The sequence below is a fragment of the Gemmatimonadota bacterium genome (assembly GCA_041390105.1).
GTDB lineage: Bacteria > Gemmatimonadota > Gemmatimonadetes > Longimicrobiales > Gaopeijiaceae > JAGQIF01.
Map to the genome: position 1 here is coordinate 817,670 of JAWKQO010000001.1, position 15,900 is coordinate 833,569.

Below are 15,900 nucleotides of genomic sequence, written 5' to 3' on the forward strand. Positions count from 1 at the left end.
GTTACCCGTCATGGGTTCTCAGGGTCCGGCCCCCGCTCCAGCCGGCCGGAGTCCGAGAGTCACCAGCTCTGCGCGCCGCACCGGTCGCAGGCGTGGCAGCGGCGCGGAGACCGCTCCCCGAACCAGGCCAGCAGCTCCCGGCGCCTGCAGCCGCGCGCGCCCAGGAACCGCTCCGCGGCCCGGAGGCCGGCCAGCCCCTGTCGACGCAAGTCCCGCACCGGCCCCAGGTCCAGGGGGCCGGGGCACACCTCGAGCCGACCCGACTCCCGGGCCCGCACCCCGCCGGCCGCCTGAAGAGCCCGCAGCATCCCGTCCGCGGAGGAAGCGTCCCAACCGGGAGGAAGCGCGCGGGCGAGGGCGCGCTCGCTGAGCGCTTCGCCCGGCCTGGTGACTCGACGCAGGACACCGTGCAGGGCCAGGACGGTTTCGGGGGCAGGACGGGACCCCGAGAGCAGGGAGCGCCGCAGGGCCCCATCGCCCGGACCATCCAAGGCGAGGACGTGCGCCTCTTGCCCGTCCCGCCCTGCTCTCCCGGCCTCCTGGTAGTAGGCCTCGAGGGACGCCGGGAGGCTGTAGTGAGCAACGAAACGGACATCCGCCCGGTCGATCCCCATCCCGAACGCGTTGGTCGCGACGAGAACGGGATGCCGGGAGCTCAGGAACCAGTCCTGCGCCTCCAGGCGGGCAGCGGCCGGCAGGCCCGCGTGGTAGGGCCGAGCCTCCACACCCCGGAGCGCCAGCTCGGCCTGCAGCGACCGAACCGTGCGGCGGGTGCCGGCGTACACGATGGCCGCGCTCCAGCGCCCCCGGGCCAGCGCCGCCCGAAGCCTTGGAACCAGGCACGCGACCTTGTCCGCAGGGGTGGCCGCCCGCTCCACCCTCCACACGAGGTTGGGCCGGTCGAAGCTGGTCACCACCTCCAGCGGGCGCACCAGTCCGAGCACGCGGGCGATGTCGCGTCGCACCGCCGGGGTCGCCGTGGCGGTGAGCGCCAGCACGGGGTGACGGCGGGAGGAGCGCCCCTCGAAGAAGCTTCGGTAAGACGGCCTGAAATCGTTCCCCCACAACGAAATACAGTGCGCTTCGTCAACCACGACGAGAGAAGGAGCCCGCGCCGCCAGGAGGTGTTCCACTGCGCCAGTGGTCATTCGCTCCGGGGCCAGGAACAGCAGATCCAGCTCGCCGCGCCGCCCAGCATCCAGGACCCGCCGGTTCTCGCGCTCGCTTTGGGCCGATGACAATCCCCCGGCCCGCAGTCCGAGTCGACGGCCCCGCTCCACCTGATCCTCGATCAGCGACAAGAGTGGGGACACCACCAGGGTGAGCCCGCCCCGCACCACGGCCGGCACCTGGTAGCAGAGCGATTTCCCACCCCCGGTGGGCAGGACGCCGAGCGCGTCCCGACCGGCGATCACGGCTTCGATCAGCTTCCGCTGCCCCGGTCGGAAGCCGGGAAGACGGAAGCGGTCTCGAAGCACTTCATCCAGCGGGGGGACAGCACGAGCGTCGGACACGCTCGGAAGGTGCAGGCGCCCTGGGGCGGCTCCAGGGACCGACCGGCCTACTCCTCCTCGGCCTCCGGCGCCTGCGTCGGCGCGGCCCGGCCCACGAACCGCAACAGGAACGCCACCAACAGGACGGCGATCGCGATCCAGACCAGGACGCGAGAGGGCAGCATCATTCCCACCAGAGCCAGCCCGGCGCCGAGGACGAACAACGCCGCGCGCGCGACGAGGAAGGGTCCTGCAGGTGCCGCGCGCGAGGCCCGGAAGACCACGCTACCGGGACTGCTTGGCCAAGAACGCGCGGACGCCGGCCTTGAAGCCTTCCGTGGAGCGAGCGCGTGCGTTGACCTCGGCACCCATCGCCACGCCCTCCGCGAAGGTGCGCCCGTCCTGGTCGTACAGGAGGCGCTTGGTCATGCGGATGGCCTCCGCCGGCTTGGCCGCCAGCGCCGCCGCCAGCTCCTGCGTCGAGGCGTCGAACCCCTCTTCCGGGAGGAGCCGGGCCACGAGGCCCAACTCATACGCTCGGGTGGCAGGGATGCGCTCCCCCATCACGGCCAGATCGAACGCGGCCGCCTCGCCCACCTTTCTGCGCAGGATGGCCATGACCATGGCCGGCACGAAGCCGAGGTTGACCTCCGGATACCCGAACTGCGCCGCCTCGCTCGCGAACACGAGGTCACACGCGGTCGCGAGACCACAGCCGCCGGCGAGCGCACGGCCCTGCACGGCCGCGATGACGGGAACGGGATGACGGCGCAGGGCCAGGAACAGCGCGCCCAATCGGTTGGCGTTGTCCAGATGTGCGTCCCGGCCCTGATCGAGCGTGCGCTCCAACTCGGCCAGATCCGCCCCGGCCGAAAAGTCCTTCCCGGCCCCTTTGACGAGGACCACGCGGACGTCGGGATCGGACTCCGCCATGTGCAACGCCTCTGAAAGTGCAGCTACCAGCTCGGTGTTCAGCGCGTTGCGCTTGTCGGGCCGATTGAGTGTGAGCGTAAGGACGCCGCCGCTGAGCTCCTGAAGCAGCACGCTGCTCACGGCGTGGCTTCCCGGGGCAGACGTCCGCGCCCGCGCGTGGCCTCCGCCACGGCCTGGGGCACGTCGATCTCCATCCTCAGCAGCGCGGTGGAGAACACCTTGCCCTGCGCATCCGTCAGGAGCGAGACCGTGCCTCCTCCTCCCAATGCACCGTGCAGCAGGAAGTTCAACGCGTGGAGATTGGGGAGCTCGAAGCGTTCCACCGCGCCCTTCACCCGGGCACCGAAGTGCGCCTTCACACGCTCCGGCGTGAGTTGCGCGCGCAGCAGCTCGTAGTCTTCGGGTCGGTAGGCGATGACGCCCACGTTGGCGGTGTCCCCTTTGTCTCCGGAGCGCGCGTGCGCGAGCTGCAACAGCGGGATCTTGGCCACCGGATCAGACCTCCAGTACGTCGACGGCGAGATGGGGCTCGACGGCCTCCCGACGGATGAGCGCCGGCCAGTAGGCCACGATTTCCTGCACCGCCGGCCGGCCTCCCGCGAAGCCCGTGACCGAGGGCGGTCCGGTCAACACCAGCGGAGCGATCTCCCGCGTGAAGCGCTCCACGGCCGCCCGGTCGTGTCCCCGCACCGCGATCCGCAATTGCACCTCGGGCAGATCCGCGGGTGGCTCCCCGGCCAGATGTCCGTGTGTGGCGTCCCAGCCCACCAGCTCGGTGAGCACCTCATCGAAGTGAAGACCCAGGCGCTCCAGTCGGGCCCGCAGCACTCGGTCCGCGGCACTCGCTTTGGCGACCGCGTCCGGCCAGGCGTAGACCAGGGTGCCCACCGCCTTCCAGCCGTCCGAGTACGCCACGGATACCTTGAGGAACTCCGTGGGATGCGCGCCCACGATGCCCCGCACGCCCACGCGGTCAGGGCCCTGTTCGTCCAGCTGGATCGTGGTGAAATCGGCCACGACGTCCGGCGTGATGTACGAGCGGGGATCCCCCATCTCGTAGACGATCTGTTCGGACACGGTGGCACGGTTGATCCGCCCACCCGTGCCGGGATGCTTGGTCACCACGAACGTTCCATCGGCCCGCGCCTCGATGATCGGGAATCCGACATTCTCGAGATCGGGTACGGTCCACCAGTCGATCAGACAGTTGCCTCCGGAACTCTGCGCCCCGCACTCGTTGATGTGGCCTGCCACTACACCCGCGGCGATCCGATCATAGTCGTCCCAGTGCCACCCGAACGCGTGGATCATGGGCGCGTAGGTGAGCGCCGTGTCGGTGGAACGACCCGTCACCACGACATCGGCGCCGCCGCGCAAGGCCTCCACGATGGGCCGCGCGCCGATGTACACGTTGGCGCTCTGCACCCGGTCCCGAATGGTGGAGAGCGGCGCACCGGTCTCCATGTTGGCCAGCGCGTGTCCCTCTTCCAGCAACGTGTCCAGGCGGTCCATCAGGTCGTCGCCCGTCACCTTGCCGATGCGGGCCCGTCCGCCCACGCCGGCCTCACGCCCCGCCACCACCAGGGCGTCGGCGCAGCCATCCGGATTCACGCCACCAGCGTTGGTGACGACCCGCACACCCTTCGCGACGCAGGCCGGAAAGATGCGCTTCATCAGCGGGATGAAGTCCCGCGCATATCCAGCGTTGGGATCCCTGCCCCGCTGCTTCTGCATGATCGACATCGTGACCTCGGCCAGATAGTCGAGCATGAGGTAGTCGATGGGGCCGCCCTCCACCTGGCGTACCGGCGCCTCCAGATCGTCCCCCCAGAAGCCCTGCCCGCTCGCGATCCGGATCACCCCTGTGGTGTCACTCATGTGCGAACCCCGTCCAGGTGGGGAGGCAAGGTGAAGGGACCCAGGTGCGGGCCCGGATTCGACAAGCCGGCACGCAGCACCAACTCCAACGCGTCGTGCAGCTCCTCCGGCAGCACGATCGCGTCCACGAAGCCGCGCGCCGCCGCGAAGCGTGCGTCCAACTGACGGTCGTACTCGGCGCGCACCGCGTCCATCTTCGTGGTGAGGTCCTCGTCGGGCACCAGTCCCGCCTCCTTGAGCTTCTCCAGCTGTGCGCTGAACAGGGCCATCACCGCGCTCTCGCCTTCCATCACGCCCATCCGGCCCGTGGGAAGGGAGAGGATGAAGTCGGGATCGAAGCCCTGACCCGCCATCGCATAGTAGCCGGCACCCGACGCGTGGTTGAGCGTCAGCACCAGCTTGGGCACCGTGGCCGTGGCCATGGCCTCGACGAAGTGCGCCCCCGCACGGATGATCCCCGAGTGCTCGGCATCGGGGCCCACCATGAAGCCCGACACATCCTGCACGAACAGGATCGGCGTGCGGTGCCGATTCATGGTCTCGATGAAGTAGGCGATCTTCTCGGCACTCTCCGTATAGACGATGCCGCCGAAGCGCGGAGGCCCCTTGCGGGAGTCCTTGACCATGCCGCGCGCGTTGGCGATGACGCCCACGGGAATCCCGCGGATGCGCCCGGTGCCACAGACCATCTCCGCGGCGTACTCCGGTTGGAATTCCAGCCAGCTCTCGTCATCCAACAGGATGTCCAGCATCGCGTGCGCATCGTAGGGCGCGCGGTGGTCCGCCGGGAGCAGCTCGTAGAGGCGTTCGGGCGCCTCCGTCCCGGGCGTGGAACGCGCAGGCACCGCGCCCGGCGGTGCCGGTAGATCGGAGATCAAGCGCCGGAGCAACAGCAATCCTGCAGCGTCGTCCTCTGCCTTGTAGTGGGCCACGCCGCTGACCGAGGTGTGCACACCGGCGCCACCCAGCGATTCGGAATCGACGACCTGACCGGTGGCACCCTTCACCAGGTTCGGCCCGCCCAGCCCCATGAAGCTGGTGCCTTCGATCATGACGATGACGTCGGAGAGCGCGGGCAGATAGGCTCCACCTGCGATACACGGTCCCATCACCGCCGCCAGCTGGGGCACTCCCAGGTAGCGGCGCATGATGGAGTTGTAGTAGAAGATGCGGGCCGCGCCGTACTGGCCGGGGAACACGCCGCCCTGGTAGGGGAGATTCACGCCGGCCGAGTCCACCAGGTACACGATCGGGATGCGACACCGCATCGCGATCTCCTGGGCGCGCAGGATCTTGGTGATGGTCTCCGGCCACCAGGAGCCCGCCTTGACGGTGGCGTCATTGGCCACCACCACGACCTCCCGTCCCTGAGCCCGCCCCACCACCGTCACCACGCCCGCCGCCGGAGCTTGTCCGTCGTAGAGATCGTGGGCCACCAGCAAGCCGATCTCGAGCACGGGCTCGCCCGGATCCAGCAGCTGTGTGACGCGCTCGCGGGCCGTCAGCTTTCCTTGAGCGTGCTGACGTGCGCTCTTCTCCAGACCTCCACCCAACTCCAGGGTGGAGCGCAGGGCCTTGAGCTCCTCCGTGAGCGCCCGGAGTCGACCGACGCCTGCGGTCCCGGTTGTCGGTGCCGTCACGTGGAGAGGACGTCCTCACTCCGCGATGCAGCCCACTCGCGGATATAGGTGACCGCGTCGCTGGTGGGCGATCCCGGCCCGAACAGCCGTCCGATTCCCATGGCCTCCAGCCGTTGGCGGTCCTCCTCGGGAATGATGCCCCCGCCCGTGAGCAGGATGTGATCGGCGCCCTCCTGCCGGAGGAGCTCCTGTACGCGCGGAAACAGCGTCATGTGCGCCCCGGACAGGATGGACATGGCCACCACGTCCACGTCTTCCTGGATGGCCGCGGCCACGATCATCTCGGGCGTCTGGTGCAGCCCGGTGTAGATCACCTCGAAGCCGGCGTCCCGGAAGGCGCTGGCGATGACCTTGGCACCCCGGTCGTGTCCGTCGAGGCCGGGCTTGGCCACGAGCACCCGAATCGTTCGGTCCATGCCTTTCGTTCGTCCTTGTACGGGCGGATCAGAAAAAGACCGGTTCCTTGTAGCTCCCGAACACGCGCTCCATCGCATGACGGATCTCGTAGAGCGTCGCTTCCGCACGGGCGCATTCCAGAATGTACGGCACCAGATTCTCCTGGCCCCGCGCGGCCTGCTCCAGTGCTTTCAGCGTCTCCTCCACACGCGCCGCGTCACGGCGCGCCCGCAACTCGGCCATGCGGGCCCGCTGCCGCTGCTCCACACCCGGCTCGATCTTCAGGGTGTCGATGGACACGTCCTCGTTCCCTTCTTCGAAGTCGTTGACGCCGACGATCGTGCGCGCCCTCGCCTCGATCTCCTTCTGTTGCTGCATCGCCGAGCGCGCGATCTCCGACTGAAACCAACCCTGCTCGATCCCGGGCACCACGCCGCCCAGCTCGTCGATGCGCCGGAAGATGGCTTCCGCCTCCGCCTCCAGCTCGTCCGTCAGGGCTTCCACGTAGTAGGAGCCCGCCAGCGGATCGATGGTGTTCGGCACCCCCGTCTCATAGGCCAGGACCTGCTGCGTGCGCAGCGCGATGCGGACCGCCTTCTCGGTGGGCAGCGCCAGCGTCTCGTCCATCGAGTTCGTATGAAGGGACTGGGTCCCGCCCAACACCGCCGCAAGCGCCTGGTAAGCCACCCGCACGATGTTGTTCTCCGGCTGCTGAGCGGTCAGCGTGACGCCAGCCGTCTGCGCGTGCGTGCGCAGGCGCCACGACTCGGGGCTTTGCGACCCGTACTTCTCGCGCAGCGTGCGCGCCCAGATGCGACGGGCCGCCCGGAACTTCGCGATCTCCTCGAAGAAGTCGTTGTGCACATCGAAGAAGTAGGACAGCCGGGGCGCGAACTCATCCACGTCCAGCCCGCGGGCCATGCCCCGCTCCACGTATTCGAAGCCGTTGCGCAGAGTGAACGCGAGCTCCTGGGCCGCCGTGGCGCCCGCCTCACGAATGTGGTATCCGGAGATGGAGATGGGGTTGTACTTGGGGGCGTTCTCGGAACACCACTGGAACATGTCCACGATCAGGCGCAACGCCGGGTCCGGCGGATACACCCAGGCGTGCTGCGCCTGGTATTCCTTCAGGATGTCGTTCTGGACCGTTCCCCGCAGCACGGACGCGTCGATGCCCTGGCGCTCCGCGGCGGCCACGTAGAAGCAGAAGAGGATGACCGCGGGACCGTTGATGGTCATGGAGACCGACACCTGGTCGAGCGGGATGCCCTCGAACAGCCGCTCCATGTCGGCGAGCGAGCTGATGGCCACGCCACACACTCCGACCTCTCCCAACGAGCGGGGATGGTCGGAGTCGTAGCCCATCAGCGTCGGGAAGTCGAAGGCGACCGACAACCCGGTCTGGCCGTGGTCGAGCAGGTACTTGTAGCGGGCGTTGGTCTCCTCGGCCGTCGCGAACCCGGCGAACTGGCGCATGGTCCAGAGACGGGTGCGGTACATGGTGGCGTAGGGTCCCCGTGTGAACGGGTACTCGCCCGGTAGCCCGGTCCGGTCCAGATAGGGCTCGCCGTTGACGTCGAGGGGCGTGTAGAGGGGTGCCACCTCACGGCCCGACACGGTGGTGAACAGCGTGTCGCGCTTGGGCGCACCTTCGTAGCGCTCGTACCAGCGGGCCAACTCGCCGCGAAGGCGCCGCACCTCGGCTTCTCGCTCCTCCAGCTCGGACTCCAGCCGGCTGAGCGCGTCCTTCTCGACAATCGACATGATGCCCCCTGTGGGAATCCCGGAAACGCCCCCCCGGGAGCGCCCGGATCGGCTTACCCCTTGGCCCCGAGCAGGTTCTGGACCACGTCCTCCGCAACGGAGTAGGGGGTGCCGCCCCCTGCTTCGATCGCGTCGAGGCCCCGATCCAGGATGCGGCGGGCCCCGGGCTGCTGCCAGGCCAAGCGGCCCAGCTGCCGCTCCACCACGCTGAGGACCCGGGCCGCCGCCCGTGCGCGTCGACGCTCCTTGAGCGCGCCTGACGCCTCCAGATGGTCCCGGTGCCGGTCCAGTGCCTCCAGGAGCTCGGACACCCCCTGCCCCGTCTGGGCCACCGTCTTGAGAACGGGGATCTCCCAGGGAGACTCCTCATCGACCCGCGCAGCCGCCGGCGCCGCGGGGCGCGGCGTGAGCTGGACGCCGTGGTGCGCCGGAACGTCGCGGAGGGCTTCCCCCGTGCGCAGGTGGATGGCCAGCGCGAGCTCCTTGACCAGGCGGTCGGCCCCGGGGCGATCCGACTTGTTGACGACGAAGATGTCGGCGATCTCCATGAGGCCCGCCTTCATGGCCTGGATCCCGTCGCCCGACTCCGGCACCAGCGTCACCACCACCGTGTCGGCCGCGGACTGGATCTCCAGCTCCGTCTGGCCCACGCCCACCGTCTCGACGATCACCCGGTCGAAGCCGAAGCCGTCCATGAGGTCGATGACCTCCTCGGTGGCGGTCGCCAGCCCGCCCAACGATCCGCGCGTGGCCATGGAGCGGATGAAGATGCCGGGATCGGTGGCGAGCTCGTTCATGCGGATGCGGTCGCCCAGCAGCGCTCCACCGGAGAACGGCGACGTGGGGTCCACCGCCACGATCCCCACCGTCTCTCCACGGGCGCGGCAGGCGGTGGCGACCTGCGCCACCAGGCTCGACTTCCCCGCCCCGGGCGGGCCGGTGAAGCCGATGCGTCGGCCGCGGGGTCCGCCGCGCGTCGCCGCGTGCAGCAGAGCCTGGAAGCCCGGCCGCTCCGCCTCCACGGCGGTGATCGCGCGAGCGAGGCCGAGCCGCTGGCCCGCGCGAAACCGGTCCAGGACCTCCTCCAGCGCCGGAGTGAGCGGCTCCAGAGCCTTCACGAGGAGCCTCCGGGACGAATGCCCCGCGCATGGCGCAGCGGATTCTCGAGAAGGTGCGTGGGAATGAAGAGCACGAGCAGGAACATGAGCAGGGAGATCACCAGTCCACCGGCCAACAGCCACACATTGCGGACGGCAAGATAGATCACCGAGGAGATGACCGCCGTCACCGACGCGAAGATGGAGAGCAACAGGCGCCTGGCCTGCAGGTGCAGGAAGCGCTCCTGGGCCTGCACGTCGCGCGGGTGCATGCGCACGCGCAACTCCTCTCGTTCGGCTCGCTCCAGGATCTGCAGGACTGCGCGAACCACGTGGCCCACCTCGCCCACGGCGTCGCGGGCCATGGCGGTGGGCTCGCGGCGGGTCGTGTCCAGGATCTGGCGGCGCAGACCGCGAATCACCACCCGGATCAACCCCAGGCCGTCGAAGTTGCGATCGTAGAGGATCCCGATCCCTTCCAGGAGCACGGACGCTCGGAAGAAGTACACGAGCTCCTGCGGCAGGATCAGCGGCCAGGTGTAGAACGTGTCGTAGATCTCGTGGACGATCTCTTCGATGCGCTCCCGGTTGCTGCCCTGGGCCCGCTCCATGATGCGCAGGATCTCGAGGGCGGCCTCCCGTACCTCGCCACGGGACACCTCGGGGCTCATCATCCCGAGCTTGTACATCTCGTTGATGATGGCATCGAGGTCTTCGCGTTCCACGGCCAACGCGATGTGCAGGATCGACTCACGTGTCCAGCGGGGCACGTCGAGCACCATGCCCCAATCGAGGATGACGATCGTGCCGTCGTCCTGGACCAGCAGGTTGCCCGGATGGGGATCGGCGTGCAGGAACCCGTCCACCATCATCATGCGCAGATAGAGACCGGTCAGGTTCTCCATCACCTGCCGGAAGTCGAGCCGCCCTTCGGCGAACTGCGTCTGGAGCTGGTCGATCTTGGTGCCCGGCGTGAACTCCATCACCAGCACCCGCTGGCGGGTGAACGCCGGCAACACCTCCGGCACCCGGAAGCGTCGGTCGTTGTCGAAGAAGTGATGGAAGCGGCGCATGTTCTCCGCCTCCGACCGGAAATCCATCTCCTCGCGCACCTTGACCGAGAATTCCCGCACCGTGGCGGTCAACGCCCGCACGTGATGGTTGGGGAAGACGACGTTCAGCCAGTACAGGAGCCGGAAGGAGATGTCCAGGTCCAGCGCCACCAGATCCTCGACGCCCGGCCGCAGCACCTTGACCACGACGTCACGGCCCTCGGCTCGCGCCCGATGGACCTGTCCGAGGCTGGCCGCGGCGATGGGTTCGCGATCGAAATCCTCGAGCACTTCGTCGACGGGCTTGCCCAGCTCCCCTTCCAGCACCGCGAGGATGCCGGCGGACGGAACCGGGGGGACGCGGTCCTGCAGGCGCGCGATCGCGGAGAGATAGGGCTCGGGCAGGATGTCGGCGCGCGTGCTCAGAAGCTGCGCCAGCTTGATGAACGTGGGGCCGAGATCGGCGATGGTGGCACTCAACCGGTCGGCGCGCCTCTGGTGCTGCTCCTCGGTGCGGCGGGCGGGCCGACCCAACACCACCCAGCGCCGGCGATCGCGCAGGAACGCGAACACGAAGGGGAGCAGCCGCCGTGCGACTCCGAACGTGCGCGCGAAGCGACTCACAACAGCAGGGCCGTGGCGAGGCCCAGGAGCAACAGGAAGCCGCAGAGGTCGGTGAAGGTCTGCACGAACACCGAGGAGGCCACGGCCGGATCCAGGCCGACGCGGCTGAGGAACGTGGGCACGAAGGCACCGGCGAAGCTCGCTACCACCAGATTCCCCCACATGGCCAGCAGCACCACCAGACCGAGCCGTGGCTGCCCGAACAACACTGTGCCCAAGGTGGCAGCGATGCCGCCGATGAGGGCGCCGTTGGCCAAGCCGACCAATACCTCCTTGCCCACGGCGCTCCAGGGGCGTTCGCCCATGTCGCCCTCGGCAAGCGTGATGCGCCGGAGGGTCACCGCGAGCGACTGCACGCCGGCGTTGCCACCGAGCGCCGCGATGATCGGCATGACGAAGATGAGGGCGACGTCCCCTTCCACCGTATCCGCGAACATCCAGATCACCGAAGCGGCGATGGAGGCGGTCAGCAGGTTGAGACCGAGCCAGGGTGCCCGCGAGCGCACGGCGTCCACCCAGCCCCCTCGGACTTCCTCTTCGTCGCCGACACCGGCCAAGCGCAGCAGGTCCTCGGTCTGCTCCGCCTCGAGCACGTCCAGTACGTCGTCGAAGGTGATGCGGCCCAGCAGGTGGCGGCCGGCATCGACCACGGGCACGCTGACCAGGTTGTAGCGGGCCATCAACCGTCCCACTTCCTCCTGGTCGGTGTCCGCCTCCACCTCGATGGGGACCGGCACCACCAGTTCCGACACCCGTACGCCCGGGTCGGCCAGGATCAGGTCGTTGAGCGGAACGGTGCCCAGCAGCTGGTGCTGCCCGTCGACCACGAAGACCGCGTAGAAGTCGCCGACCTCCTGACCCTGCCGTCTCACTTCCGCGATCGCCTCTCCCGCGTTCAACGTCGAGAGGATGGCCACCAGGTCGGTGGTCATCAGACCACCGGCAGTCTCCTCGCCGTAGCGCAGGAGGTCGCGCAACTCGCCGGCATCGTCCGCGGGCAGCTCCGCCAGGATGCGGTCCTGCTCGGGCGGATCCAGCTCGCCGATGAGGTCGGCCGCGTCGTCGACCTCCAACTCCTGGATGAGCGCCGCACCGCGCTCGGGCGCCAGCGCCGCCAGCAGCTCGGCCCGCTCGTCGCCCTCCTCCATCTCGGCCAGCGCTTCCGAGGCCAGCTCGGCGGGAAGCGCGCGCACGATGGCCAACTGCAGCGCTTCGGGTGCGATCGACTCGAGGAGGTCGGCGATATCGCTCGGGTGCAGCGCGGCCAGGAGCTCCACAACGCCGGCGTCGTCACCGGCCTCGGCCCGGGCGGTGAGCAGTTCCAGGCGGTGCGCTTCGTCGCGCACGAGCTCAGCGGCCACGTCCACCCCCGTTGGTGGGATCGACGTCCTGGACCAGCGACTCCTGGAGGGAGAAGAACTCGCTCGCGAAGCGGTCCTCTCCCTCCGGGTGGTCGAACCCGAGAAGGTGCAGCGTCCCGTGCACGGCCAAGCGCACCAGTTCCTGGGACAGCGGTACTTCGAGCTCCGTGCTTTGCCGGACTGCCTGCTCGTAGCCGATGTAGATGTCTCCGAGCGGGGGCTCTCCCGCCTCGTGGAGCGCGAAGCTGATCACGTCCGTGGGTCGGTCGTGTCCCAGATAGCGTGCGTTCAACGCCTGGATGCCGTGGTCGTCCTGAAGGGTGAGGGACACTTCGCCCTCCTTCACCTCGTGCCGGTCCAGCACCGCGCGCACGGAGCGCTCGAGAACGCCAGCATCGACGCCGGCGAACCCTTCGACGTTGACGAGCACCTGGGTCACGACGGCGCTCCACCCGTGCGGCTGCTCCCGTCCGGCGCGTCGGTCAGGTGGCGGGTGGACGGATAGTCGATGCGCTGGTGGTACATGCCCTCCAGCACCTTGATGATCTCCTCGCGTACCCGGCCGATCTCTCCCAGGGTGAGCGGCGCCTCATCCAACTGTCCGTTGGCGATCTTGGCGTCGATCAGGCCGGTGACCAGCTCGCGGATGCGCTCACGGGTGGGATCCTGCAGCGCGCGGGCCGCCGACTCCACCGAATCCGCCAGCATGAGGATCGCCGTCTCCTTGGTCTGCGGACGCGGGCCGGGATACTCGAACACCTCGGCAGGCAACTCGGCGCCGCTCCCCTTCTCTTCCAGCGCCTTCTCACGGAAGAACCCGATCGCCTGCGTTCCGTGGTGCTCGAGGATGAAGTCCAGGATCACGGGCGGCACACGCGACTCCTTGGCCAGGCGAAAGCCCTCGGTGACGTGCTCGCGCACCAGCGCCGCGGACATCTCGGGCTTCAGCTGATCATGGGGGTTGCGCGTGCCGGGTTGGTTCTCGATGAAGTACTGGGGCTTGAGCATCTTCCCCACGTCGTGGTAGAAGGCCCCGACCCGGCACAGCAGTCCGTCGGCCCCGATCGCGGTGGCGGCCGCCTCGGCGACATTGGCCACGGCGATGGTGTGCGCGTAGGTGCCCGGCGCCTCGCGCGCCAGACGTCCCAACAGCGGGCGCGTGGGATCCGCCCACTCCAGCAGCGTCTGCGGCGTGGTGATGCCCGTGAACCATTCGAAGACGGGCAGGAACCCCATCGCCAGGATGGCGCTGGCCGCGGCTCCCAGGCCTGCCCAGGGCAGCGCCGTCAGCAGCTCGGCGCCATCGCGCCCCTCCATGAGCCACACACCGAGGATCGCCAGCGCATGCGCGACGGCGATGATCAGCATGAACGCCCAGAACTGGGAGCGCCGACGCACCACGCGCACGGACAACGCCCCGGCCGACCCCGCCACCAGCAGCGTCGGCGTGACGATCTCGGCATCGAACGGTCGCAGCGCCCCGGTCATGACGGCGAGAAGCACGGCGAAGATCAACGCCATGCGGCCATCCCACAGCACTGCCACTGTGAGCGCCACGAAGGGTACGGGGAGCAACTCGTAGGGGAGCCCCCGCGAGCCGATCACGGCCGCCACCGCGAAGTAGGCGGCGGCCAACGCCGACAGGACCAGCAGCCACCGGTAGTTGCGGTACACGCCCTCGCGGAAAAAGAAGAGCAGTGCGCCGAACACCGTCAGCAGCAGGGCATGGAACAGGGTGCTCCCCACCAGGCCAGAGAGGCGCCAGCCGCCGGTAGACGCAACGCCCAGCGCCCGCTGCGCCTCCGCGTAGGCGTCCAGCCGTGCCAGCTCCTCGTCGCCGATCTGCTCGTTGGCCCGGACGATGGCTTCGCCGGCCAACACGTTGGTCTTGATCAGCTGCACGGCGCTCTGGGCGCGGGAGCGCTCTTCGCGCGTGATGACCGCGTTGAAGTCCAGCGACGGCACCATGAAGCGGATGAGCACCAAGCGCAGCAGGTTCTGCGCGTCCGGTGAGGCCACGGCCACCGGGAGGCGTCGCGCGGCGGCATCGTAGAACTCTCCCACCGACATGACCGAGCTGCGGTCGACCGTGCGGTCCCGCTCGCCTTCGCGCAGGCGCAGCTGTTCCGCCGAGGCATAGACGGGGTCGACAGCCTCGTGCACGCCCGCGGGCAGCAGCTCCCGCGTTGCCCGCAGTGCCGTCGTCCTGAGCGCCTGACGTGCCCCCTCGTTGGCGAGCACTGCCACCTGGGCCGGCGAGGCCGGCACGCCCGCCTCGGAGACGAAGGCACGCACGGCATCGGGTGTGGCGCCCTCGCGCGTGGCGACCTCCTCCAGCCGGGTGAAGAAGCGCTCCAGCCCCGCGCTCATGGAGTCGACCGCGGTGGGGCGAACGTCGAAGGTGGGCGCGATGCCCGCGGCCGCCTCCGCCCGCTCGCGCTCCAGCTCCTCCGGCGACTTGGGCACGGCGAAGTTGAAGCGCGCGATGACGGTCTCCGGCGCCACCCGCCCTTTGGAGTAGCCCTCCAGATTGGTGCGCGGCACCGCCGGGAAGGTCAGCGAGATGAACACGGCCAGCAGAAGCACCAGCAACGCGCGGGCGCCATGGAAACTCCACGAGCCCACGCGCTCGCTCCGGGCCGGGCCGGAGAGCCGGCCCAACACCCGCTGGCCGGGGGCGTTCACGGGGTCTCCTCGGTGGCCTCCGCATACGCGCGGATGATGTCCTTGACCAACCGGTGGCGGATGACGTCGGCGCCGTCGAGGTAGACGAACTCGATCCCCTCGACGCCCTGCAGAATGCGCTCGATCTCCAGCAGGCCGGAATCGGAGCGCTTGGGCAGGTCGATCTGGGTGGTGTCTCCCGTGATCACGACCTTCGAGTTCAGACCCAGCCGGGTCAGGAACATCTTCATCTGCGCCTGCGTCGCGTTCTGCGCCTCGTCCAGGATCACGAACGCGTCCGACAGCGTTCTGCCACGCATGTACGCCAGAGGCGCGATCTCGATCGCTCCGGCCTCGATGGCCGCGCTGACGCGGTCACGCGGCATCAGGTCCTCGAGCGCGTCGTAGAGGGGGCGGAGATAGGGATCCACCTTCTCCTGCAGATCACCGGGCAGGAAGCCCAGGTTCTCTCCCGCCTCCACCGCGGGCCTCGCCAGGATGATGCGACGGACGCGCTTCTTGTAGAGCGCATCGACCGCCATCACGACCGCCAGGTAGGTCTTGCCGGTACCCGCGGGACCGATGCCGATGACCACGTCGTGGTTGGCGATCGCCAGCAGGTAGCGGTGTTGCCCTTCCGACTTGGCGGCCACCGCCCGTCGCGATCCGGGCAGGCTCACCCGGTAGGCCTCGTCCGGCGGAACCAGACCGTTGCCGCCCGGCTGGGCGGCGCCATCGGCGAAGCGCGCCACGTCGGTCGCATCGAACGGAGCTCGCATGCGGGCCAGCTCGATCATGTGCATGGCCACCGGCACCGCGGCCTCCACGCCCTCCAGCGGACCGGACAGCACGAGGTACGTACCACGGAACACCACGCGCACTGCGAAGCGCCGCGCCAACTCCTGCAGGTTGCCGTCCCCGACCCCGGCCAGCAGGAGCGGGTCCGCGCCTTCCGCGTCGAGCCGGTGCTCGACCAGGGAATCGGTCTTGTCGCTCAC

14 protein-coding genes are annotated in these 15,900 nt (G+C 69.0%); all 14 read right to left on the minus strand.

Features of this window, described 5'->3' with window-relative positions; all coding sequences use genetic code 11:
- Positions 1 to 59: 59 nt before the first annotated feature.
- On the minus strand, positions 60 to 1,478 hold the full coding sequence (locus R3E10_03715; GenBank protein MEZ4414836.1) for a RecQ family ATP-dependent DNA helicase: 1,419 nt from the start codon (positions 1,476 to 1,478) through the stop codon (positions 60 to 62).
- A gap of 83 nt (positions 1,479 to 1,561) precedes the next feature.
- The gene (locus R3E10_03720) at positions 1,562 to 1,777 is read right to left on the minus strand and encodes a hypothetical protein (GenBank protein MEZ4414837.1); all 216 of its coding nucleotides are present in this window, start codon (positions 1,775 to 1,777) and stop codon (positions 1,562 to 1,564) included.
- A gap of 1 nt (position 1,778) precedes the next feature.
- On the minus strand, positions 1,779 to 2,546 hold the full coding sequence (locus tag R3E10_03725; GenBank protein MEZ4414838.1) for an enoyl-CoA hydratase/isomerase family protein: 768 nt from the start codon (positions 2,544 to 2,546) through the stop codon (positions 1,779 to 1,781).
- Complete coding sequence (locus tag R3E10_03730; GenBank protein ID MEZ4414839.1) at positions 2,543 to 2,917, minus strand: hypothetical protein; 375 nt, start codon at positions 2,915 to 2,917, stop codon at positions 2,543 to 2,545. The genes R3E10_03725 and R3E10_03730 overlap by 4 nt, the downstream gene beginning before the upstream one ends.
- Positions 2,918 to 2,921: 4 nt before the next feature.
- On the minus strand, positions 2,922 to 4,304 hold the full coding sequence (locus R3E10_03735) for an acyclic terpene utilization AtuA family protein (protein ID MEZ4414840.1): 1,383 nt from the start codon (positions 4,302 to 4,304) through the stop codon (positions 2,922 to 2,924).
- Positions 4,301 to 5,944 (minus strand): carboxyl transferase domain-containing protein, encoded by a 1,644-nt coding sequence (locus tag R3E10_03740; protein MEZ4414841.1) that lies wholly within the window; start codon positions 5,942 to 5,944, stop codon positions 4,301 to 4,303. Before R3E10_03740 ends, R3E10_03735 begins: the two co-directional genes overlap by 4 nt.
- Positions 5,941 to 6,360, minus strand: a complete 420-nt coding sequence (locus R3E10_03745) for a cobalamin B12-binding domain-containing protein (GenBank protein MEZ4414842.1) — start codon at positions 6,358 to 6,360, stop codon at positions 5,941 to 5,943. Before R3E10_03745 ends, R3E10_03740 begins: the two co-directional genes overlap by 4 nt.
- A gap of 28 nt (positions 6,361 to 6,388) precedes the next feature.
- Positions 6,389 to 8,104, minus strand: coding sequence for a methylmalonyl-CoA mutase family protein (locus tag R3E10_03750; GenBank protein ID MEZ4414843.1), 1,716 nt, complete (start codon positions 8,102 to 8,104; stop codon positions 6,389 to 6,391).
- A 53-nt stretch (positions 8,105 to 8,157) separates the two neighbouring features.
- Positions 8,158 to 9,222 (minus strand): methylmalonyl Co-A mutase-associated GTPase MeaB, encoded by a 1,065-nt coding sequence (gene meaB, locus R3E10_03755; GenBank protein MEZ4414844.1) that lies wholly within the window; start codon positions 9,220 to 9,222, stop codon positions 8,158 to 8,160.
- Positions 9,219 to 10,877: an AarF/UbiB family protein gene (locus tag R3E10_03760; GenBank protein ID MEZ4414845.1), complete on the minus strand. Its 1,659-nt coding sequence runs from the start codon at positions 10,875 to 10,877 to the stop codon at positions 9,219 to 9,221. Before R3E10_03760 ends, meaB begins: the two co-directional genes overlap by 4 nt.
- The gene (mgtE, locus tag R3E10_03765) at positions 10,874 to 12,238 is read right to left on the minus strand and encodes a magnesium transporter (protein ID MEZ4414846.1); all 1,365 of its coding nucleotides are present in this window, start codon (positions 12,236 to 12,238) and stop codon (positions 10,874 to 10,876) included. Before mgtE ends, R3E10_03760 begins: the two co-directional genes overlap by 4 nt.
- Positions 12,228 to 12,677: an rRNA maturation RNase YbeY gene (gene ybeY, locus R3E10_03770; protein MEZ4414847.1), complete on the minus strand. Its 450-nt coding sequence runs from the start codon at positions 12,675 to 12,677 to the stop codon at positions 12,228 to 12,230. The genes mgtE and ybeY overlap by 11 nt, the downstream gene beginning before the upstream one ends.
- Complete coding sequence (locus R3E10_03775; GenBank protein ID MEZ4414848.1) at positions 12,674 to 14,923, minus strand: HDIG domain-containing protein; 2,250 nt, start codon at positions 14,921 to 14,923, stop codon at positions 12,674 to 12,676. Before R3E10_03775 ends, ybeY begins: the two co-directional genes overlap by 4 nt.
- Complete coding sequence (locus R3E10_03780) at positions 14,920 to 15,900, minus strand: PhoH family protein (GenBank protein MEZ4414849.1); 981 nt, start codon at positions 15,898 to 15,900, stop codon at positions 14,920 to 14,922. The genes R3E10_03775 and R3E10_03780 overlap by 4 nt, the downstream gene beginning before the upstream one ends.